Origin of the sequence: Rhizobium centroccidentale (assembly GCF_030182565.1) — a bacterium.
In the GTDB taxonomy this organism is placed as follows: Bacteria; Pseudomonadota; Alphaproteobacteria; order Rhizobiales; family Rhizobiaceae; genus Rhizobium.
On the sequence record NZ_JAQJCG010000015.1, the window covers coordinates 86,832 to 106,805 of the forward strand.

A 19,974-nucleotide genomic window follows, 5' to 3' on the forward strand; every position below is an offset into this window, starting at 1 on the left:
TTAGATGATCAGCGCGCTGCCGGGCTTGCTGCACGGCGCACGCTTTCTTCGCTCAGGGTTTGACCGTGGAATTTCGATAGCGATGCAACGACATCGTCGATCTCCTTGGCCAGTCGCTGTGCGTCCCACTGCAGGGCTGTTGCGGCGATGGCGCCGATTTCGCGCAAGCCCTGGATCGTCAGCAGGCCCTCGATCGCCATGGTCGTACGCCGGAAGACGATGTCAGAGAGATGCACGACCATCTCCTGCCGCGCGATCCAATCGATCTCAAGCGCGCTATAACGCTGCGCGCCACTGATGCGCTGGCTGTCGCTATAGGTTGAAGGATAGGCGAGGATTGCCGCTGCCGTCGTACCGTATCGGCCGAGCAGCTCATCCGCTCTGCTGGCCTCGACGCCAGCCTTTGCCGCGACGGACTTGATCCACCTCGCACGCTCGTTGGCGTCTACCGGGAAATCTCGGCCGCCGCCGATCGCAAGCCGCTCCGTGGACGTCTTGCGGCGGATTTGAAGGCGAGCCAGCACGGTATCGGAAACCTCTTCGGCAAAGCCGCGGAATGTGGTCCATTTGCCGCCAACCAGCGAGATGATCGGGAAGGGGCGGCCTGGCTGCGGCTCGAAGACGGGTGCGGAGTGATCGCGGCTGATCAGGCCCGGCGACGAGGCGTCCGAGGCGGGCAGGGGGCGGATGCCGCTATAGCTGTAGGTTACCTGATCGCGGTCGAAGCGCAGGCTCGGCAGAAGTGACCTGACGCTGTCGATGAAATAGTCGATCTCCGGCTCTTCGCAGCGAACATTGTCTGGATCGTCGCAAGGAATATCGGTCGATCCCACAAGCACCTGGCCGAGATAGCCATAGACCAGACAGATGCGGCCATCATCAGCTTCGAAATAGATCATATGGCCGTTCAGGCTGCGCACCAGTTCCGGATGATCGAGCAGGATATGCGATCCCTTGGTGCCGCCGATCAGATGGGCCGGCGCACCGAGGGCAGCGTTGACGTGATCGATCCATGGGCCGGCAGCATTGACCACGAGCTTCGGCTTGACCGAAAAGGCATAGCCATCCGCACGCTGGAAGGTCAGCAGGCCATCCGCAGCGGAGACCAGCTGGGTCGAATTTGCCGCCAAGGAAGCCTTGTTCGCCTCCAGTCCGTCATTGACCAGTTCATAGACCAGCCGTTCCGGCCGGCTGATCTTGGCATCGTAATAGATACCGCCGGCGACGATCTCAGGCGTGACATGCGGCATTTCTTTCAGCGCCCGGCGCTTCAAAAGGAACCGGTGGCGCGGCATGACGCGGTTGCGCGAACCGAAGAAATCGTAAAGTGCGAGCCCGATCTTTATAAGCAGGGCGCCGCGGCTGCGCGGGGCGGTAGTCGAGCCCGTCAGCGTGCGAAGGGCCGCCCAGATGCCGCGTGTCCATGAGAAGATCGGGACGAAGGTCGGCAGTGCTTCGACATAATGCGGGGCGTTCTTGAGCAGAAGGTTTCGCTCAAGTGCCGACTGTGCGACCAGGCCGAATTCGCCGGTTTCGAGATATTTGAGGCCACCATGGATCAGCCTGGATGGCGCTGCACTCGTTCCGGAGCCGAAATCCGATTTATCGATGATCAGGCAGTTGACGCCTTGCAGTGACAGATCGCGAAACAGCCCCGCGCCATTGACGCCCGCGCCGAGGATGACGACATCGATGTCTCCGTCTTGAAGTTGCGAGAAGCGTTGTTTCAGGTCGGCGGCCATATCGGTCATAACGTCATTGTCCTGGTGAACTGCCGCGATAGCCGTGGCTTCGCGACGCAAGTGGCGGTCTAGCCTTGGGAGTGCTGGGTTGAGAGATTGCCGATCCGCGGCCAGAGCGGCGTCATCGCTTCAGCGATGTCGCGGAAGAGGTCGTAGCGGATGCGGTAATCTGCGGTGCGGGCGGGATCCGGAGAATAGGTTCTGGCAATCTTGCCGACATCGCGCGGATCGCTTTGCGGACCGGCGTAGACGCCGATCCCGGCACCGGCGCAAAGTGCGGCCCCCCAGGCAGCGGCTTCGTCGGTTTCCGTCACGGTAACGGGCATGCCGAGCACGTCGGCAAACATCTGCACAACGATCGGATTACGCGACACGCCGCCTGCGAGCCTTGCCTGATCGAAGGAAAAACCGTCGCTTAGGGCATCGACGTGGATCTTGTGGTTGAAGGCGATGCCTTCCAGAACCGCGCGCAGCATGTCGCCGCGATCATGCCAGCCGCCAAGCCCGAAGAAACTGGCGCTTGCCTTAGCGCCATAGGGCGAGCCGAAGAGATAGGGGTGGAACAGCGCGCTCGATGGTCGATTGAACGCTGCCTCGATCTCGGGACCGAGCACGGCATGGATCGACTGGTCCGCTGCTTCGGCGCTTGCAATTTCACTCGCGCAGAGCTTGTCGAGGAACCATTCATAATTCGCCGACGATGCAGGCGAGATCGACATATTGTTCCATTGGCCTGGTGTAATCGCATTGCGGCAGAACCAGCGGCCGTCGACGCGCGGTTCCGACGAGAGCGTCTCGTTGATCGAATAGGTGCCGGCGATGATGGCGACGACACCGGACGCATAGCCGCCGGCACCAAGGGCTGAGGCGGTCACGTCATGCAGACCGGCAACGACGGGCGTGTCTTCGGCAAGGCCGGTTCGCTTCGCGACGGCTTCTGTCACGTATCCTACGATTTCGTCGGATCGCGAGACAGGCGGCAAGGCACCCGTCACCTCGGCAATGCCGAAAAGCTCCAGGGCATCCGCGGAATAATCCTGCGTCGAAACATCGGTGAAGGAGGTGCTTGCTTCGGTACGGTCGGTACCGGCAACACCAGTCAGGCAGAAGCGCAGCCAGTCCTTGCAGCTCAAAATGTGACCGATTTCAGCAAAGCGCTCGGGCTCATTGACCTTGATCCAGGCAAGCAGCGCCGATGGGGCCGAGACATGCGGCAACTGGCCGGTCAGCTTCAAAGATGCTTCGGCAACATGGCTCTTCAGCCATTGTTCGACGATTGATCCGGCGCGGCTGTCGAGCGAAAGAATGGCGCGTCCGAGCGGCTTCTTTGCCTTGTCGAGCAGATAGATGCCGTCGCCATGAGCGGTTGCGGCAATCGCCTGGATATCGCTTGCAGGGCGGTTGCTGAGCTTGATTGCCTCGGCAATGGCGTCGGCCGTCTGGTTCCAGAGTTCGTCCATGTCCCGCTCGACATGACGTGCCTTCGGCATGAACTGGGTCACCCGACGGCGCGCAACGGCAAGCGGCGTTCCGTCAATGTCGAAGATGACGGCTTTGGTGACGGTCAAACCGCTGTCAATTCCGAGCAGACTCGGCATTCCCGTGACTCCTGATCATGAACGAAAAGAGGTGGCCGTTGCCGGCTTCAGCCTCAGGACCGCTCCTTGTCGCCTTTGGCGACGAAAACGTTGATATTTTTGTTGCGCATACGCTCCAGATGGGCTGCGGGTGTCTTCTCATCGACGATGACGACATCGAATTCGCTCAGATGCGCAAAACTATGCAGCGCCCGCCGTTCGAATTTCGTATGATCCATCAGCAAGATGCGCTTGGCGGCGCTTTCGAACATCGCGCGCTTGATATCGACGATCTCGGGCGACTGATGGAAAACCACGTCGTCGATGATGGCCGACATCGAGATGAAGGTCACATCCGCCCGCAAGCGATTGATTTCGTTGATCGTCATCCGCCCCATGAAGGCGTTGCACCAATTATAATATTGCCCGCCGAGCGCCAGAAGCGTCACGTCGTGCATATCCTTCAGCGCATTCATCAATGTCAGCGAATTGGTGATCGCCGTCAGCGGAACCTTGCCCGGCAGCTGCGCGGCCATCTGCAGAACGGTGGTGGAATCGTCGAGGAAGATCGCCTGGCCAGGCTCGATGAATTGCATGGCAGCGGCGGCGATCATCTTCTTTTCGCTTGCCTGCCGGTTGGCGCGATAGACGTCGCTCGATTCGATCAGGCTGGTGGCTGCGGCCGATACGATGCCACGCGTCTTGCGGAAGAGGCCTCGGCTGACCAGTTCGTCGACATCGCGATGAGCCGTCATCAGGCTGATGCCGAAGCGTTCGGTCAGATCCTCGATGCGCATCGAGCCTTCCGCCATGACGGCTTCGGCGATCATCTGGCGCCTGGCGATCTGGCGCGAATGCCGGCTGTCGCTCGGCAGCTCGTCTTGCAGGAATGATACGGGGCTTGTCTTGTCTGTCACTTTGGCCTCTGACATTGAGCCTTGCGGAGATTAGCTTGCTGCAGCGAACATCACGCTATGGAAAAAAGTATAAAGAACAGTTCGCTGTCAGGATTTCTGCAAGTTCTGCCTTATGTGCAGCCAGGGTGCCGCCCACTGCGGTCAAGAAATGGGGACGCCGGTTTGCGGCGCCCCCGATATCATTACTCGGACAGAACGAAGGGTGCCGTGTACTTGTCGACATTATCCTTGGTGATCAGGATGCAATCGAAAAGCTGCTTTTCGCTCTTGGCACCGGTCTTGCCGGTCTTGATGAAGCTGTCGGCTTGCTTGACGGCTTCTTCGGAGAAGACGGCAACGGGCTGCAGGACGGTGTACTGAAGCTCACCGGCTTTGATGGCGGCAACAGCATCCGGCGAGCCGTCGAAGCCGCCGACCTTGACGTTGGCGAGCTTGCCGGCTTCCTTGAGAGCGGCGATCGCGCCAAGCGCCATTTCGTCATTGCCGGAGATCACGCCGGTGATGTCCGGGTGCGCCTGCAGGATCGACTGCATCTTGTTGTGGCCCTGGGTGCGGTCCCAGTTGGCAACTTCCTTCGCAACCTTCTTCAGGTCGGGATACTGGGTCAGAACGGTTTCGTAGCCGTTCGAGCGCGTAGCGGCATTGTTGTCGGAAGGCGAGCCGAAGAGTTCGGCATAATTGCCCTTGTCGCCAACGGCTTCGACCCACTGCTGAGCGCCGATCGCCGCACCTTGGGCGTTGTTGGAAACGAGCTGAGCCTTGGCAAGGCCTTCCTGGTTGATTTCAGCGTTGACGAGGAAAACCGGGATGCCGGCTGCAACGGCCTTCTTGACTGCACCGACCGAGCCATCAGCATTGGCCGGATCGAGGATGATGGCGACTGACTTGTTGGTGATCGCCGTATCGATCAGATTGCTCTCGGTGTTGGTATCGCCCTTATGCGCACCGACCGTGGCTGTATAGCCGAGTTTCTCGGCGGTTGCCTTGGCGATATTCCCTTCCGTCAGCCAATAGGGGTTGGACGGATCGTTGACGATGACGGTGATCTGGCCGGCGGCCCATGCGGCCCCAGTCAGAAGCGGTGCCACAGCAACTGCTGCCATGACGATGCGCAAGCCTTTTTTGAACATTAGTCTCTCTCCCTTTTGATGAGCTCTGGTAATGCCGGCGAACCGGCGGTCCTTTCTCCGATCGGTATCTCACCGACCGGGGACAAGTCTTGATGCAACGTCAGCCGGATTTGGTCCGACGTCCGTACTGGATGCTGTTCATGAGCACGGCGAGCACGATGACTGCGCCGGTAAAGACTGTCTGCCAGTAGGCCGAGACGCCGATGATGACGAGGCCATCCGCCAGAAAGCCGATGACGAATGCGCCAAGCATGGTGCCGCGCACCGTGCCGCGGCCGCCGGTCAATGCGGCACCGCCAATGACGACGGCGGCAATTGCGGTCAGCTCGTAGCTGGTGCCGGCGTTCGGGCCGGCCGAGGTCAGCTGCGAGGACAGGACGAGGCCGGCGATGGCTGCACAAATGCCCGAAAGCACATAGACTGCGATCTTGACCTGCTTGACCGGAACGCCGGAAAGATCGGCAGCGCGCTCGTTGCCGCCAGACGCATAGAGCCAGCGGCCAAAGGCGGTGCGGCTGAGCACGATGCCACAGATGATCGCAAGCACGGCAAGGACGATGACACCGATCGGAACGCCGGCCAGACGATTGAAGCCCAGCCAGTTGAAACCGGTATTGCCGAGTTCGGGACGTCCGCCAAGATTGTTGTAGGTCAGGCCGTTCGTCATCAGCAATGCGATACCGCGGGCGACATAAAGGACGCCCAGCGAAGCGACGAAGGCTGGAACGCGCAGGTAGGCGACGAGCACGCCATTGACCGCGCCGACCACGCCGCCGAGAATGCAGGTCAGCACGACGACGGCCCAGACCGGCGGATAGAGGATAACGCCGAAGCTCGACAGCGTGACGCCCTGCATCAGGAAGCCGGCGATACAGCCGGCAAGGCCAAGTGTCGAGCCAACGGAAAGATCGATGCCGCCGTTGAGGATGACCAGCAGCATGCCGATGGCAAGGATGCCGAAAATCGCCACGTGCGAGGCCATGGTCAGGAAGTTACTGAGCGAGAAGTAGTAGGGCGACAGGAAGGAGAAGACCGCGATGATGACGATCAGCGCAAAGAAGGCGCGTCCTTCCAGGATCAGCCGCACGAGACTGAAATTCCGCCGCTGTCCGTTGGATACTGGTTTCTTATCTGTAATGTTCGTGACTGACATAATCAGTGCTCCATGAATGCGGCTAGTGCGCGACCACTGCTTCGCCCGAGGCGGCCATGATCTTTTCCTTGGTGACATCAGGACCGAATTCGGCAGAAATCTTGCCGCGGTGCATGACGATGATGCGATGGGCGATGCTCAGGCACTCGGCGACTTCCGACGTCGAATAGATCACCGCCAGCCCCTCCTTGGCGCGCTCGGCGAGCAGCTTGAAGACCTCAGCCTTCGCGCCGATGTCGATACCGCGGCTCGGCTCATCGAGCAGGATCACGCGAGGATCGGTTGCCAGCATCTTGCCGATGACGACCTTTTGCTGATTGCCGCCCGAAAGCGAGCCGATTGCCGCGTCGCCGCCGTCGGTCTTGATATGAACCTTGCGGATGGAGTCGCTGACCAGCGATCGCTCGCGGCCGCTCGAGGTGAAAAGACCCTTGGTGAAAGCGCCGATGCTCGCAAGCGACAGGTTCGAGCCGACGGTCATCGTTTGAACGAGACCGTCGCGCTGGCGATCTTCCGGCACCAGCACCAGCCCTTGTGCGATCCGGCCGGCAATGGAAAGACCGCCGACATCGGTGTTGCCGAGGAGGACCCGGCCGCCGCTCGACCGAAGCCGTCCCGCCACACATTCGAGCAGTTCGGTACGGCCGGCGCCCATCAGGCCGTAGATGCAGACGATCTCGCCGGCGCGAACCGCAAGCGACAGACGGTCGACGGCGTTATATGCGGCGCCCGACGGACCGGGAACGGTGAGATTGTCGATCGTCAGCGCCACATCGCCCATTTTATGGCCTGCCGGCGGGCTGCCGAGGTCGAAATTATCGCCGACCATGTTGCGCACGATCCATTCAAGATCGATGTCCTTGCGTTCGGCATAGGCGGTCATGTTGCCGTCGCGCAGAACGACGGCGTGATGGGTGATCTGCAGCGCCTCTTCCAGATGATGCGAGATATAGACGATCGACACGCCGCGGTTCGTCAGATCGCGAATGACCTTGAAGAGAACTTCGACTTCGCTGGCGCTCAGCGCCGAAGTCGGCTCGTCCATGATCAGGATGCGAGAATTGATCGACAAGGCGCGAGCGATTTCGACGATCTGCTGCTGGCCGAGGCGCAGATCCTCGACGGGTGTGAGCGGATCGATATTTTCTTCCAGCTCCTCCATCAGCGCCCGGGTCTGGCGCTCTTCCTCGGCAAAATCGACCACGCCGCCCTTCATGATCTCGCGACCCATGAAGATGTTGTCGCGGACGCTGAGATTGGGTGCCAGGCTCAATTCCTGGTGGATGATGGAAATGCCGCAGGCGCGCGCATGCGTGGAGGAGGCGAAGGAAATCGGTGCGCCATCGAGAATGATCTCGCCCGATGTCGGCTGGATGACGCCGGAGAGGATCTTCATCAGGGTGGATTTGCCGGCGCCGTTTTCACCGAAGAGGGTGGTGACTTCGCCGCGGCGAATATCGAAATTGACCCCCTTCAGCGCATGGACGCTGCCATAGGATTTGGCGACGTTGCGGGCGGCGAGAACGACTTCGCCCGTGGTCGTGCCATTGTGCTGGATCTGGCTCATTTCACATCGACCTTTACCGGGGTGACGAGCCAGTTCTTCGGATTGATGAGCTTGAAGACCCCGACGACCGTCGCCGTCTTGCCCGCGAGCTTTTCGGGGTCCAGGCTGCCGAGGGTCGCCTTCTTCATCTCGTTGTTGATGGCGGAGCCGGCGTCCTGATATTCGATCTGGTTGGTAAATTGCCCAAATTCGATCTTGCCCGTCGCATCGCGAAGATCGGTGCCGTTGATCGCAGGGCCTGTTTGTACCCGTATGGTGACGCCGTCAGGCAGGCCGTCGACCTTGAACTCGTTGAGATTGGCCTTGCGCTCGCCGAAGGTGCCGGTCAAGGAGACAGGAAGGACGGGTCCGGTGGTGGTAGCAACGCCGTATTTTGCGCCAGCGGCCTTCTTGTCGGCCAGAACCGCATTGGCGAGCGTCACGGCATCGACGGCGCGCTTCTCGACATCCGTCTGCACCTTCGGGAATTCGGCGGCGCCATAGGTCTCCGGCTGGAAGCCCTGCTCGCGCATGTCGTGTTCGGAGCCGATCTTGACCACCTTGGTATCGGCAGCGATGGCGCCGATGACGATCACCACCGCGGCGATGCCGGCGACGATCTTGAGCTTGGAGCCCGTCGGCTTGGCAGTTGCATATTGAGCTTGCGTATTCATGTTCAAACGACCTTGGGCATGTCAGCCGGAGTGCCTGATGGAAGAAAGGGAGAAAAGTGCCGCGATCCGGCTTAACGGAAGCGGGGCTTGCGCGTTCGCGCCTTTGAGCGCTCCGCTTGGCTTCCGGTTGCGCCGTCACCGGAAAGGAAATTCAACATCAGGAGCCTCCTCAATGTGCGGACGGCTGTCTCCTCCAGTCGCCCATCTTAGGTTCACAATTGCCGCATCCATGCGACATTTGTGATATAAGTATGTTAATTTCTGCATTTTATATGTTATAAATATTTAAGCGTGTCAACCATGATTTAACAAACCCTTTATTCGACCGGCCTCCGTGGGCCTCAGCACTCCCAGCCTTTTCACACTCGAAGCTTTCGCTTTAGGGGCTTTATTTCGAGCTTAGCCGACCGGCATCATTTTGGTCGACTTGGCATTAAAGCTTTTTGATAATAAATTGATATGTATAAGTATTGTAAGGAGATCGTGAGACGCCTCCCAACAGCCTCCCTGATTCGATCTGCGAGAGCCAGGTTGTTGATTCGTATTCCTCCAAAGCGTTGCTGCAGTCCTTCCTTGCCGCCGCCCGCCGATCAACCGCGCCCATTTTATATGAAAAAAATTACAATGCCAGAAAAATATTACTGTAACAACGATATTATTATGTTATAAAGCCGCGAGCTGATTGATGGGTCGCAGCTATGCTTGGGATCCATTGCGTGGCTGATGTCGGGTGCGCGCCGGTGCTTCGTTCGCGATCCTTCCCTTGGAGTGGGGAGTACGATGGCGACGATAGATGCGACCTGGCGTAGAATTATGCCCTTGGCCGCGTGGGGAGGAATGAAAATGTTTGTGATGGTTGCCGATGCTCCTGCCGCAGGGTGTCGTATGGTGGAGCTGGCGTGCAATGTCTAAAGGCGACGGGATCATCATCGGGATCGATGCGGGTACCTCGGTTCTGAAGGCGGTTGCCTTCGAGCTATCCGGACGGCAGATCGCTTCGGCTTCAGCGCGCAATCGCTATAAGACGGGAGAAGACGGATCGGTCACCCAATCGCTCGGCCAGACGTGGTCGGATTGTCTCAGTGCATTGCGCGGCCTTGGTGAGAAGGTGGGCAACCTTGCCGCCCGAACGGCGGCGATCGCGGTCACCGGACAAGGCGATGGCACCTGGCTCGTCGGCTCCGGCAATGCTCCGGTCGGTGATGCCTGGCTGTGGCTTGACGCCCGCGCGGCATCCACCGTCACGCGCCTGAGCGCCACGGCCGGCAACCGCGCCCGTTTCGAGGCGACGGGCACGGGGCTCAATACCTGCCAGCAGGGTGCGCAGCTCGCCCATATGGACCGCTTCATGCCCGAGCTTCTCGATCGGGCAGAGACGGCGCTGCATTGCAAGGACTGGCTCTACCTGAATCTCACCGGCATACGGGCAACCGATCCATCGGAAGCGAGCTTCACCTTCGGTAATTTCCGCAATCGCCGATATGATCCTGTTGTCATCGATGCGCTCGGCCTTGCCCGCCGGCGCTCGCTTCTGCCCGAGATTGTCGACGGAACCGAGATCAGCCATCCCTTGACGGAGGCTGCGGCCAAGGCCGCCGGTTTACGTGCCGGAACGCCGGTCTGCCTGGGTTACGTCGATATGGTCATGACCGCACTTGGCGCCGGCGTCCGCACTGGCGGCCAGAACGCCGCCTGCTCGACGATCGGATCGACCGGCGTGCATATGCGCGCCAAGGCGGTGCCCGATGTCCAGCTCAACGAAGAGGGGACGGGATATGTCATCGCCTTGCCGATCCCCGGTATCGTCACCCAGGTCCAGACGAACATGGGCGCAACCATCAATATCGATTGGATTCTCAAGGTTGCGGCGGATTTGATGTCCGCAGGCGGGAGCGAGGTTTCCTATTCCGACCTTATTCCTCGCATCGATGCGTGGTTTGCCGAAGCGCGTCCGACGAACCTTCTCTATCACCCCTATATTTCCGAGGCCGGCGAGCGCGGTCCCTTTGTCAATGCACATGCGCGTGCCGGCTTTACCGGACTTTCGACGCGGCACGGCTTTGCCGACATGCTGAGGGCCGTGGTCGAGGGGCTCGGCATGGCAACGCGCGATTGCTACGCGGCCATGGGCGACATGCCTTCGGAACTGCGCATCACCGGAGGAGCTGCTCGCTCGCGTGCGCTGCGTGGTTCGCTGTCGGCCGCCGTCAAGGCGCCGGTGCGCATTTCCGACCGCGAGGAGGCGGGGGCCGCAGGTGTCGCGATGATGGCCGCCGTCGCGATTGGTGCCTATCCGGACATGGACAGCTGCATTGTCGACTGGGTGACGCCGTTGCTGGGCGAGGCCGAGGCGCCCGATCCCGCAAATGTCGAACGCTATGACCGCCTGTTCGATGCCTACAAGGACGTGCGTCAGGCGCTCGCGCCCGCCTGGGACAAGCTGGCCCGGCACTAGCCGATACAAAGGCGGCGGGCGAGCGCCGCTCTTGAAGATTGAATTGATGATGCCCACAGCATTCGAACAAGGGCATCCCTAGGAGCATGAGATGATGGAACCGGAAATCTTTGATCTTTTCGTGATCGGCGGAGGCATCAATGGTGCCGGCATTGCTCGTGATGCGGCTGGGCGCGGCCTTTCGGTTATCATGTGCGAGAAGGGCGATCTCGCGGAAGGTACGTCCTCGCGCTCCGGCAAGCTGGTGCATGGCGGCCTGCGCTATCTTGAATATTACGAATTCCGCCTGGTGCGCGAGGCCCTGATCGAGCGCGAGGTGCTGCTCAATTCGGCAAGCCACATCATCTGGCCGATGCGCTTCGTACTGCCGCATAGCCCGACGGATCGTCCCGCATGGCTGGTGCGTCTTGGCCTCTTCCTCTACGATCATCTCGGCGGCCGCAAGAAGCTACCGGGTACCCGCTCGCTCGATCTTCATCGCGATCCGGAAGGGGCGCCGATCCTGGACCAATATTCCAAGGGTTTCGAATATTCCGACTGTTGGGTCGATGATGCCCGACTCGTCATTCTCAACGCTCTCGATGCTTCCGCCAAGGGCGCGCGGATACTGACGCGCACGGTTTGCGTCAGCGCGCGCCGCGATCAGGGGAACTGGCTCATTCAAATGCGTAACGAACGTTCCGGCGAGGTGCGGACCGTCCGCGCCCGCGTGCTGGTCAATGCTGCCGGCCCCTGGGTCAACGACATTATCGGCCGTGTCGTCGGCTCGAACAGCCAGCGCAGCGTCCGGCTCGTCAAGGGCAGCCACATCATCGTTCCGAAATTCTGGGCCGGCCAGCAGGCCTATCTCGTCCAGAACCATGACAAGCGCGTGATCTTCATCAACCCCTACGAGGGCGACAAGGCGCTGATCGGTACGACTGATATTCCCTATGAGGGCAAGCCGGAAGAGGTGAAGGCCGACGAGAAGGAAATCGATTATCTGATCACCGCGGTCAATCGCTATTTCAAGGAGAAGCTCCGCCGCTATGACGTGCTCGAGAGTTTCTCCGGCGTCCGCCCGCTGTTCGACGATGGCAAGGGCAACCCGTCTGCTGTCACGCGCGACTATGTCTTCGATCTCGATGAGACTGGCGGTGCGCCGCTCCTGAGCGTCTTCGGCGGCAAGATCACCACCTTCCGCAAGCTTTCCGAGCACGCGATGCAGCGCCTTGCAAAATTCTTTCCGAAGATGGGCGGCGACTGGACGCGGGGTGCCACGCTTCCGGGCGGCGAGATCCCGAATGCCGATTACGTTGCCTTTGCCGATACCCTGCGGGCGGCCTATCCCTGGATGCCGCGAGCGCTCGTCAATCACTACGGCCATCTTTATGGCGCCCGCACCAGGCAGATCGTCGGCAATGCGACGTCGCTCGCAGAACTCGGTCGCCATTTCGGCGGCAATCTCTATGAGGCTGAGGTTCGCTATCTCGTGGCTTCTGAATGGGCGCAGGCGGCCGAAGACGTGCTGATGCGTCGCACCAAGGAGGGTCTGCGCATGACGGCCGAAGAGAAGGCGGATTTCGCGGCATGGTTCGACGCCGAGTTGGCGCTGGCCGCCTGAACCAACAGACCTTGCCGGGAGACCTAAAATGCCCTTGACGCTTTCACTCAACACCAACCCGCTTGTCAATCGCTTTGCCGAGCCGGCCGACCTGATCGAGACGGTTGCGCGCGATCTGCGCATCCGTGATCTGCAGTTGACGCATGAATTCATCAATCCGAGCTGGCAGGCGCCGGTCATTCGCCGCCTGACGCGCGACATGCAGGCGGCATTGAAGCGCACCGGCGTTCGCGTAACCTCAGGCATGACCGGTCCTTATGGCCGTCTCAACCATTTCGGCCATCCCGACAAGGATGTTCGCCGCTATTATGTCGACTGGTTCAAGACCTTTGCCGATATCACCGCCGATCTCGGTGGTCATTCCGTCGGAACGCAGTTCGCAATCTTCACTTACAAGGATTATGACGACCCGGTCCGGCGCGAGGAGTTGATCGAGATCGCGATCGAGTGCTGGGACGAGGTGGCCGAACATGCCCGGGCTGCCGGCCTCTCCTACATCTTCTGGGAGCCGATGAGCATCGGCCGCGAATTCGGCGAGACGATCGATGCCTGCCTTTCCCTGCAGGACAGACTGACGAAGGCGCCCTTCGCGATCCCGATGTGGATGATGGCCGATATCGACCATGGCGATGTCACCTCGTCCAATCCCGACGATTATGATCCATATGCCTGGGCGCGTGCCGTGCCGAAGGTTTCGCCGATCATCCATATCAAGCAGAGCCTGATGGATAAGGGTGGGCATCGCCCCTTCACGGCGGAGTTCAATGCCAAGGGCCGCATCCAGCCCGAACCATTGCTCAAGGCGTTTGCCGAAGGTGGTGCCAAGGACAACGAAATCTGCCTGGAATTGTCGTTCAAGGAGCGCGAACCGAACGATCGTCAGGTCATCGCGCAGATTGCCGAAAGCATCGCCTTCTGGGCGCCCCATATCGACACGGGCGCTGGTGACTTGCATATCTAGCCGGTGGGGTGGCCGATTCCCTGAACGCCAAATCATATCGAGGAGGTAGCCGGATCGGGGCGCTATGGCTGGAGAGAACAGGCGAGGGACTATGCGGAGCGAATTGAAAGGGAACGGGCGATGACGGATGCTGATGCTTCGCTCGCCGTGCGGGCGGCCTGGTTGCACTATGCCGGCGGGCTGACGCAGTCCGAAGTGGCGAAACGTCTCGGCGTTCCCTCGGTGAAGGCGCATCGCCTGATTGCGCGCGCGGTTGCCGAAGGCGTCGTCAAGGTGATGATCGACGGCGATATCGTCGAATGCGTCGAGCTCGAAACCGAGCTTTCGGCACGGTTTGGGCTGCAATATTGTGAGGTCGCGCCCGATCTCGGCGAAGAAGGCTTCGAGTTTCGCGCGCTCGGTCAGGCGGGCGCCGGCTTCCTGCGGCGTGAGATCGAAGGCGGCAGCAACAAGGTAATCGGCCTCGGCCACGGGCGAACGCTCTCCTCTGCCGTGCATCACATGGCGCGCGTCAGCGCCAAGGACTTACGCTTCGTCTCGCTGCTCGGCGGGCTTACCAGAAACTACGCAGCCAACCCCTATGACGTCATGCATCGCATCGCGGAGAAGACCGGCATGCAATCGCATGTGATGCCGGTACCGTTCTTCGCCAATACCCGCGAAGACCGCGACGTGCTGCTTGCCCAGCGCGGCGTGAAGGAAGTCTTCGATCTTGCAAACGGCGCCGATCTTAAGCTGGTCGGTCTCGGCACGGTCGACACCGATGCACAGCTCGTCTTGTCGGGGATGGTGGAGCCGAAGGAGATCAAGGAGATCACTGCGGCCGGTGGCGTCGGCGAAATTCTCGGCCATTTCTTCGATGCCGACGGCAATATCCTTGAGACCACGCTGACATCTCGCACATTGTCTGCCTCCTTGCCGCGCACGAATAGCGAGCGGCTGGTGGCACTATCAGGCGGATTACCGAAGGTCGAGGCCATCCGCGCGGTCCTAAAGAGCCGCTGTCTCTATGGGTTGATCACGGACGAGAAAACAGCGCAGGCACTGTTGAAGAGCGAGGAGTGATACTGCCTGCGAGAACATGAATTTACCTCAATGTAACAATAAAAATGTTGAATTGTTAGATCTTGATGTTATACTTTTCGAAGTTCCATTTCGGACCAACGGTCGGAGTGCAAGGTGAAACGGGAAGAGCGCCAGCAATCGATCATCAATCTGCTCATCGAGCATAAGACCGTCGATCTCGACGATCTGGCGGATCGGTTCGCCGTATCGAAGATGACGATCCACCGTGATCTCGATGATCTCGAGCAGGCCGGCGTGCTGCGCAAGGTTCGCGGCGGCGCGACCATCGATGCCGGCACCCAGTTCGAAAGCGATTTCCGTTTCCGCGAGCGCCAGGGCCATGACGAAAAGCTCGCCATGGCGCGCGCTGCACTCGATCTGGTCGAGCCCGGCATGACCGTCATGATCAATGACGGGTCCATGGCCGCCGTTTTAGGCGAGATGCTGTTGCAGAAGCGGCCGCTGACGCTCATCACTAACAATGCCGCGATCATAGACCGCATGAAGAACGAAAGCGGCATTACGCTGATCGCGCTCGGCGGCGTCTATTCCGCGAAGTTCAACGCCTTTCTCGGCGTCGTCACCGAGGAGGCGCTGTCGCGGCTGAGGGCCGATATCGCCTTCCTGTCGACGCCAGCCGTTTCCGGTAGGCTCGCCTATCATATGGACGACAACGTCGTGCGCACGAAGCGGGCGATGATTGCGTCGGCGGCAAAAAGCTGCCTCCTCGTCAGCCATCAGCGCATTGGGCATACGGCCCTGCATGTGATGGCCGATCTGAGCGATTTCGATGCCGTGATTACCGATCACACGCCTGACGCCGCCATTGTCGAGCAATTTCGCCGCGACGGCATCGCCCTTACCATCGCCTCGAACCAGGATATGACATGACAGAGAAGCCTCGCTATTGGATCGGCACGAGCTGGAAGATGAACAAGACGCTGGCGGAGGCACGCGCTTTCGCCGAGGCGCTGCGTGCTGCCGATACCCTGCGCGATGATCGCATTCAGCGTTTCATCATTCCGCCGTTCACGGCCGTGCGCGAGGTCAAGTCGATCCTGTCGGAAAGCTCCGTGAAGGTCGGTGCCCAAAACATGCATTGGGCCGATCAGGGTGCCTGGACGGGGGAAATCTCGCCGCTGATGCTGAAGGATTGCAATCTCGACATCGTCGAGCTCGGCCATTCGGAGCGTCGCGAGTATTTTGGCGAGACCAACGAAACCGTCGGTCTCAAGACCGAGGCGGCTGTCCGTCATGGCCTGATCCCGCTGATTTGCATCGGTGAGACGCTGGCTGATCGCGAAAGCGGCCGTGCAACGGAGATTCTAAGCGAGCAGGTCGTCGGTGCTCTGTCGAAGCTCTCCGACGCCCAGAAGCAGACTGAAATCCTGCTGGCCTACGAGCCGGTCTGGGCGATCGGCGAAAAGGGGATCCCCGCCGAGCCTTCCTATGCCGATGCGCGCCAGGCCGAGATCATTGCGATCGCGCAAAAGGTGCTCGGCCGAAAGATTCCATGCCTCTACGGCGGATCCGTCAATCCGCAAAACTGTGAAGAACTCATATCCTGCCCGAATGTAGACGGGCTTTTCATCGGCCGCTCCGCCTGGAACGTCGGAGGCTATCTCGACATCCTCGCCAAGTGCGCCGCCAAACTCTGAGGAGACATATCATGAAGCTTGCTATTGCTGGTGACAGCGCCGGTGAAGGTCTCGCCAAGGTTCTCGCCGATCATCTGAAGGAGCGTTTCGAGGTGAGCGAAGTATCGCGCACCGATGAAGGCCCCGATGCGTTTTACGCCAATCTCGCCGACCGCGTCGCCTCCGGCGTCATCGACGGCACCTATGACAAGGCGATCCTCGTCTGCGGCACCGGCATCGGCGTCTGCATCTCGGCCAACAAGGTGCCGGGCATTCGTGCTGCTTTGACCCATGACACCTATTCGGCAGAACGCGCAGCGCTCTCGAACAACGCCCAGATCATCACCATGGGCGCCCGCGTCATCGGCACCGAACTCGCCAAGGCGATTGCCGACGCCTTCCTGGCGCAGACCTTCGACGAAAACGGTCGCTCGGCCGGCAACGTCAAGGCCATGAACGAGGTCGATGCGAAGTACAACGCCCGCTAAGGGTGATTTCAAGTGAGGTCATGCCACGCGGATGGCCGTCTCCCAGCCGGATCGAGCTCAAACGACAGGCGAAGGCGCTTAAAGCGCCTTCGCCTGATTGGTTTCGTCATCCGGTGAGGAGATTGTGGATCGCGATAGGCGAGTTGCCTTGTCACAGCCTGTCAGGCAGCTGGTGCCAGTGATTGCGTGGCCGCCTGATGGCGCGCCCAGGCGATACCGTCTTCGAGCGAGGTCGCGCGGTAGGCGAGATCGGTACCACCGGAAAATGCCGCCATGAACCGACGTATCTTGCCGTAGCTATTGTCCAGCACGGCATGTGGGCGTCCAAGCAGGATCGAGCAGATGTGGACATGCAGCCGGTCTGTGACGATCGCGCGGCCGCGGGAGATCTGGCGGATGCCCCGCCGCAACCGGTTATGCGCGGCAGCGTCGAGTTTGCGCAGCCGTATCTCGGCCGGCTTGAGGGCGAGCAAAGCCGTTGCCGCACCAAACGCCTTGGAGATGCGTACACGCTTGGCGGATTCGGTCGTCCAATCCTCTTTCGGAATATCAGGATAGGCCGAAAGGTTGGCATCTCCGACCTTCTCGAGATCCGATCTCAACATGGCAAGGACGTCAAACTCCGGTTCATCCGGCCGGATCGGACCGATGCTGAAGGCCATGTCCGGGCAAAGACGCACTTCGCAGTCGAAGTGCTTATGGGCGAACTCTTTCGATTCTTCGTCGCGCACCAGCAATACGAAATGCTTATGGCGTCCGATGACGCGGGCGCTTTCCTCGATCCGTGCTTGGGACTTGTAATGGATGGATTGCGGGAACTGGATCACCTGCCGATTGGGAAATCGTTCCAGAACCCGTTCACGAAAGTCCTGATGCGCATCCCAGATGTCGCCGAAATTGCCGCCGCCATGAATGAAGATCGGGCCGGTCGGCATGGTGTGCTCGAGTTGCTCGGGCGAGAAGTCGTCGATTCGCGAGACATAGGCCGGGCGCTTGCCGTATCGCCGGTTGAGATAAGCCATTTCGCCGAGCCAAATGGCGGAGTCACCGCAATTGCGGATATCAGGAAAATCGAGGATCGCCAGCGGCTCATCTTTGCTGATGTAATCCTTCAGGCAATCGTGGATCATATTGTCCAGTTTCGCGATCAGCTGTTGATTTGATTGTAACGTCATTTCCCCATTCCCCCGTTTAGATGACAGGTCAGTCTCCGGCCGACATCGGCCGCGCGTTTTCAGGCAGGACGAAGTCTCGGCAGCACTTTGCCGAGTATGTTTCGAACCTCCGTTTCCGGGCCGGCCGGCCGCCTCATCAACGTCCACAGCAGGAGCGTCGAACCGCAATAGAGCAGGCCGCCAAGCAGGATCAGGATGGCGAGGTGCGTCACGAGCACGAGCTTGTCGTCCGTGTAGGCAAGATGGCTCGAGGCGAGCGAGACGCCTGCCGCCATGATGGCGACACTCACGAGTGCCCGAAGGTTCACCGACAATTGCCTGGCAACGCTGATGCCGGTGAAGCGCCGCACGAGCATCATATTGACGGCGGTACTGAAGAGGCCTGTGAAGACGCGGCCGGCAATGACCCCCGGCAGACCATAAAGCAGCAGGCCGCCGATCATGATCGGCACGCGCAGGCAGAACATCTGCGTGTCCCGGACGAAGAGCACGCGCGTCTCGCCTTTGGCCATGCCAAGCGGCTGCACCAGCGAGCCCAGCGTCTGCAGCGCAAAGACAGAGGCCAGCGACTGGATGATGAAGATGACAGGGGCCCATTTGTCGCCGAGCGCGAGCCTCACCAACGGATCGGCGGTCACGGCAACGCCGATGCCGGCTGGAAGGGCGACGGCGGCAACCAGCGCCTGCACGCGCTGATAAGCGGCAGCGAGCCTGCCTGGATCGTTGTGAATGCCAGCAAAAGCCGGATAGATGGTCTGGGTAAGGGGCGCGGTCGCCTCCCGCGTCGGCATCATGGCGAGGTTGCTGCCGACCGAATAATAGCCGAGCTGGATGCCGCCAAGCATCTTGCCGACAAGCAGATAGTCGAAGCGCCAGTTGAGCGTGCTGACGATCTGGCCTGCGGTCAGCCAGGCGGAGAAGGAGAAGAACTCCCGCATATGCTGGAAAGTGATCCTGGGCCGGAACGGCAGCACGAGATAGGAGACGATGACATTCGTCGCCTGGCTGATCAGCGTGCCGACGATTAGTGCCCAATAGCTTTGATAGATGACGGCGATCGCAACCGAGGCGACGAAGCCCGCGAACTTCTGCGAAACGGCGAGCACGAACTCCTGCCAGAAGATCAGATCGCGCTGCAGCATGATGCGCCGCGGATTTGTAAGGCCGCCCATCAGCATGCTGATACCAAGAGCGAACATGACACCCGTCAGCCTCGGCTCATTGAACAGGGCGGCCGCCGGATAGGCAAAGATCGCAAACAGGATGCAGATCGCCAGCCCGCGTGCGGCATTCAGCGTCCAGGCAGCACTGAAATGGGATTCATCCGGTGCATCGTGGCGGATCAGCGCCTCGGAAAGGGAAAGCTCGGTAACAGTCGTGACGATCATGAGGATCGTCATGCCCAAAGCAACCACGCCGAAGTCGGCGGGCGCCAGATAGCGGGCCAGTACGAAGGTGCTGAGTGTTGCAAGCCCGTTCACGATGGTTCGAGACAGGCTTAACCACATGCTTCCCTTGACGAGCCGTCCCGTGATGCTGCTCATGCGATACTGAAGTCCCACTGCGCTATGAGGCGACCTCTTAACCGCACGAATATTCCTTGCCATAACAGCGTCTTAACCGCTGGAATGGCTGCACAGGATTATACAGGATCATATGGTCGCTATGGATGGGGCGGACCCCGGCGTATGAGCGGGAACTAGTTCAGCGAATCCTTAAGTCAACATTTCCAATTCATTTTCACGTCAGTTTTAGTTCATTTTCGCATCATTTTCTTTGCGATGCAGCATTTGCCCTTCATAGGACCAAAATTGGTAAGGTTGATGCTGAGAACGCCCCCTCTGCAGGCAC

The 19,974-nt window shown here is 60.0% G+C and carries 16 protein-coding genes; 7 read left to right on the plus strand and 9 right to left on the minus strand.

Translation table 11 applies throughout. The features are described 5' to 3' along the window. Positions 1 to 8: 8 nt before the first annotated feature. The 7 genes from PH562_RS19810 to PH562_RS19840 all read right to left on the minus strand — a co-directional run bounded on the left by PH562_RS19810 (position 9) and on the right by PH562_RS19840 (position 8,739). Positions 9 to 1,751: a glycerol-3-phosphate dehydrogenase/oxidase gene (locus PH562_RS19810; RefSeq protein WP_285175061.1), complete on the minus strand. Its 1,743-nt coding sequence runs from the start codon at positions 1,749 to 1,751 to the stop codon at positions 9 to 11. 59 nt (positions 1,752 to 1,810) lie between these two features. Further along, positions 1,811 to 3,340 carry an FGGY-family carbohydrate kinase gene (locus PH562_RS19815; protein WP_285175064.1) on the minus strand — a complete coding sequence of 510 codons (1,530 nt, stop codon included), beginning with the start codon at positions 3,338 to 3,340 and terminating at the stop codon, positions 1,811 to 1,813. A gap of 53 nt (positions 3,341 to 3,393) precedes the next feature. After that, the gene (locus PH562_RS19820; protein WP_285175067.1) at positions 3,394 to 4,236 is read right to left on the minus strand and encodes a DeoR/GlpR family DNA-binding transcription regulator; all 843 of its coding nucleotides are present in this window, start codon (positions 4,234 to 4,236) and stop codon (positions 3,394 to 3,396) included. 182 nt (positions 4,237 to 4,418) lie between these two features. Further along, a complete protein-coding gene (locus tag PH562_RS19825; protein ID WP_069615621.1) occupies positions 4,419 to 5,366 on the minus strand; it encodes a D-ribose ABC transporter substrate-binding protein in 948 nt (315 codons plus the stop codon). Positions 5,367 to 5,466: 100 nt separating this feature from the next. Next, a complete protein-coding gene (locus tag PH562_RS19830) occupies positions 5,467 to 6,519 on the minus strand; it encodes an ABC transporter permease (protein WP_285175078.1) in 1,053 nt (350 codons plus the stop codon). Positions 6,520 to 6,541: 22 nt separating this feature from the next. Then, on the minus strand, positions 6,542 to 8,086 hold the full coding sequence (locus tag PH562_RS19835) for a sugar ABC transporter ATP-binding protein (protein ID WP_285175080.1): 1,545 nt from the start codon (positions 8,084 to 8,086) through the stop codon (positions 6,542 to 6,544). Then, positions 8,083 to 8,739, minus strand: a complete 657-nt coding sequence (locus PH562_RS19840) for a DUF2291 domain-containing protein (protein WP_113233202.1) — start codon at positions 8,737 to 8,739, stop codon at positions 8,083 to 8,085. Before PH562_RS19840 ends, PH562_RS19835 begins: the two co-directional genes overlap by 4 nt. A gap of 904 nt (positions 8,740 to 9,643) precedes the next feature. Here PH562_RS19840 and PH562_RS19845 point away from each other — a divergent pair. The 7 genes from PH562_RS19845 (at position 9,644) to derI (ending at position 16,948) form a co-directional block, all read left to right on the plus strand. Then, positions 9,644 to 11,194: an FGGY-family carbohydrate kinase gene (locus tag PH562_RS19845; protein WP_285175084.1), complete on the plus strand. Its 1,551-nt coding sequence runs from the start codon at positions 9,644 to 9,646 to the stop codon at positions 11,192 to 11,194. Between the two features lie 91 nt (positions 11,195 to 11,285). Then, a complete protein-coding gene (locus PH562_RS19850) occupies positions 11,286 to 12,797 on the plus strand; it encodes a glycerol-3-phosphate dehydrogenase (RefSeq protein WP_285175087.1) in 1,512 nt (503 codons plus the stop codon). Between the two features lie 28 nt (positions 12,798 to 12,825). Further along, positions 12,826 to 13,758, plus strand: coding sequence for a sugar phosphate isomerase/epimerase family protein (locus PH562_RS19855; RefSeq protein WP_285175089.1), 933 nt, complete (start codon positions 12,826 to 12,828; stop codon positions 13,756 to 13,758). 120 nt (positions 13,759 to 13,878) lie between these two features. Continuing rightward, positions 13,879 to 14,823: a sugar-binding transcriptional regulator gene (locus PH562_RS19860; protein ID WP_285175091.1), complete on the plus strand. Its 945-nt coding sequence runs from the start codon at positions 13,879 to 13,881 to the stop codon at positions 14,821 to 14,823. A 114-nt stretch (positions 14,824 to 14,937) separates the two neighbouring features. Beyond that, complete coding sequence (locus tag PH562_RS19865; protein WP_285175093.1) at positions 14,938 to 15,714, plus strand: DeoR/GlpR family DNA-binding transcription regulator; 777 nt, start codon at positions 14,938 to 14,940, stop codon at positions 15,712 to 15,714. Continuing rightward, on the plus strand, positions 15,711 to 16,481 hold the full coding sequence (locus tag PH562_RS19870) for a triose-phosphate isomerase (protein WP_285175096.1): 771 nt from the start codon (positions 15,711 to 15,713) through the stop codon (positions 16,479 to 16,481). Before PH562_RS19865 ends, PH562_RS19870 begins: the two co-directional genes overlap by 4 nt. 11 nt (positions 16,482 to 16,492) lie before the next feature. Continuing rightward, complete coding sequence (gene derI, locus PH562_RS19875; RefSeq protein WP_285175099.1) at positions 16,493 to 16,948, plus strand: D-erythrulose-4-phosphate isomerase; 456 nt, start codon at positions 16,493 to 16,495, stop codon at positions 16,946 to 16,948. 161 nt (positions 16,949 to 17,109) lie between these two features. On the opposite strand, the gene PH562_RS19880 is transcribed toward derI, so the two are convergent. Both PH562_RS19880 and PH562_RS19885 read right to left on the minus strand, forming a co-directional pair. Continuing rightward, positions 17,110 to 18,123: a polysaccharide pyruvyl transferase family protein gene (locus PH562_RS19880; RefSeq protein WP_285175103.1), complete on the minus strand. Its 1,014-nt coding sequence runs from the start codon at positions 18,121 to 18,123 to the stop codon at positions 17,110 to 17,112. Between the two features lie 59 nt (positions 18,124 to 18,182). Then, positions 18,183 to 19,667, minus strand: a complete 1,485-nt coding sequence (locus PH562_RS19885; RefSeq protein ID WP_095436411.1) for a lipopolysaccharide biosynthesis protein — start codon at positions 19,665 to 19,667, stop codon at positions 18,183 to 18,185. Positions 19,668 to 19,974: the final 307 nt, after the last annotated feature.

What these genes read in the sequence shown, in the direction of transcription:
- PH562_RS19810 (WP_285175061.1), bottom strand. Translation starts at nt 1,751, where the DNA reads ATGACCGATATGGCCGCCGACCTGAAACAACGCTTCTCGCAACTTCAA.
- PH562_RS19815 (WP_285175064.1), bottom strand. Translation starts at nt 3,340, where the DNA reads ATGCCGAGTCTGCTCGGAATTGACAGCGGTTTGACCGTCACCAAAGCC.
- PH562_RS19825 (WP_069615621.1), bottom strand. Translation starts at nt 5,366, where the DNA reads ATGTTCAAAAAAGGCTTGCGCATCGTCATGGCAGCAGTTGCTGTGGCA.
- PH562_RS19830 (WP_285175078.1), bottom strand. Translation starts at nt 6,519, where the DNA reads ATGTCAGTCACGAACATTACAGATAAGAAACCAGTATCCAACGGACAG.
- PH562_RS19835 (WP_285175080.1), bottom strand. Translation starts at nt 8,086, where the DNA reads ATGAGCCAGATCCAGCACAATGGCACGACCACGGGCGAAGTCGTTCTC.
- PH562_RS19840 (WP_113233202.1), bottom strand. Translation starts at nt 8,739, where the DNA reads ATGAATACGCAAGCTCAATATGCAACTGCCAAGCCGACGGGCTCCAAG.
- PH562_RS19845 (WP_285175084.1), top strand. Translation starts at nt 9,644, where the DNA reads ATGTCTAAAGGCGACGGGATCATCATCGGGATCGATGCGGGTACCTCG.
- PH562_RS19850 (WP_285175087.1), top strand. Translation starts at nt 11,286, where the DNA reads ATGATGGAACCGGAAATCTTTGATCTTTTCGTGATCGGCGGAGGCATC.
- PH562_RS19855 (WP_285175089.1), top strand. Translation starts at nt 12,826, where the DNA reads ATGCCCTTGACGCTTTCACTCAACACCAACCCGCTTGTCAATCGCTTT.
- PH562_RS19860 (WP_285175091.1), top strand. Translation starts at nt 13,879, where the DNA reads ATGACGGATGCTGATGCTTCGCTCGCCGTGCGGGCGGCCTGGTTGCAC.
- PH562_RS19870 (WP_285175096.1), top strand. Translation starts at nt 15,711, where the DNA reads ATGACAGAGAAGCCTCGCTATTGGATCGGCACGAGCTGGAAGATGAAC.
- derI (WP_285175099.1), top strand. Translation starts at nt 16,493, where the DNA reads ATGAAGCTTGCTATTGCTGGTGACAGCGCCGGTGAAGGTCTCGCCAAG.
- PH562_RS19880 (WP_285175103.1), bottom strand. Translation starts at nt 18,123, where the DNA reads ATGACGTTACAATCAAATCAACAGCTGATCGCGAAACTGGACAATATG.
- PH562_RS19885 (WP_095436411.1), bottom strand. Translation starts at nt 19,667, where the DNA reads ATGAGCAGCATCACGGGACGGCTCGTCAAGGGAAGCATGTGGTTAAGC.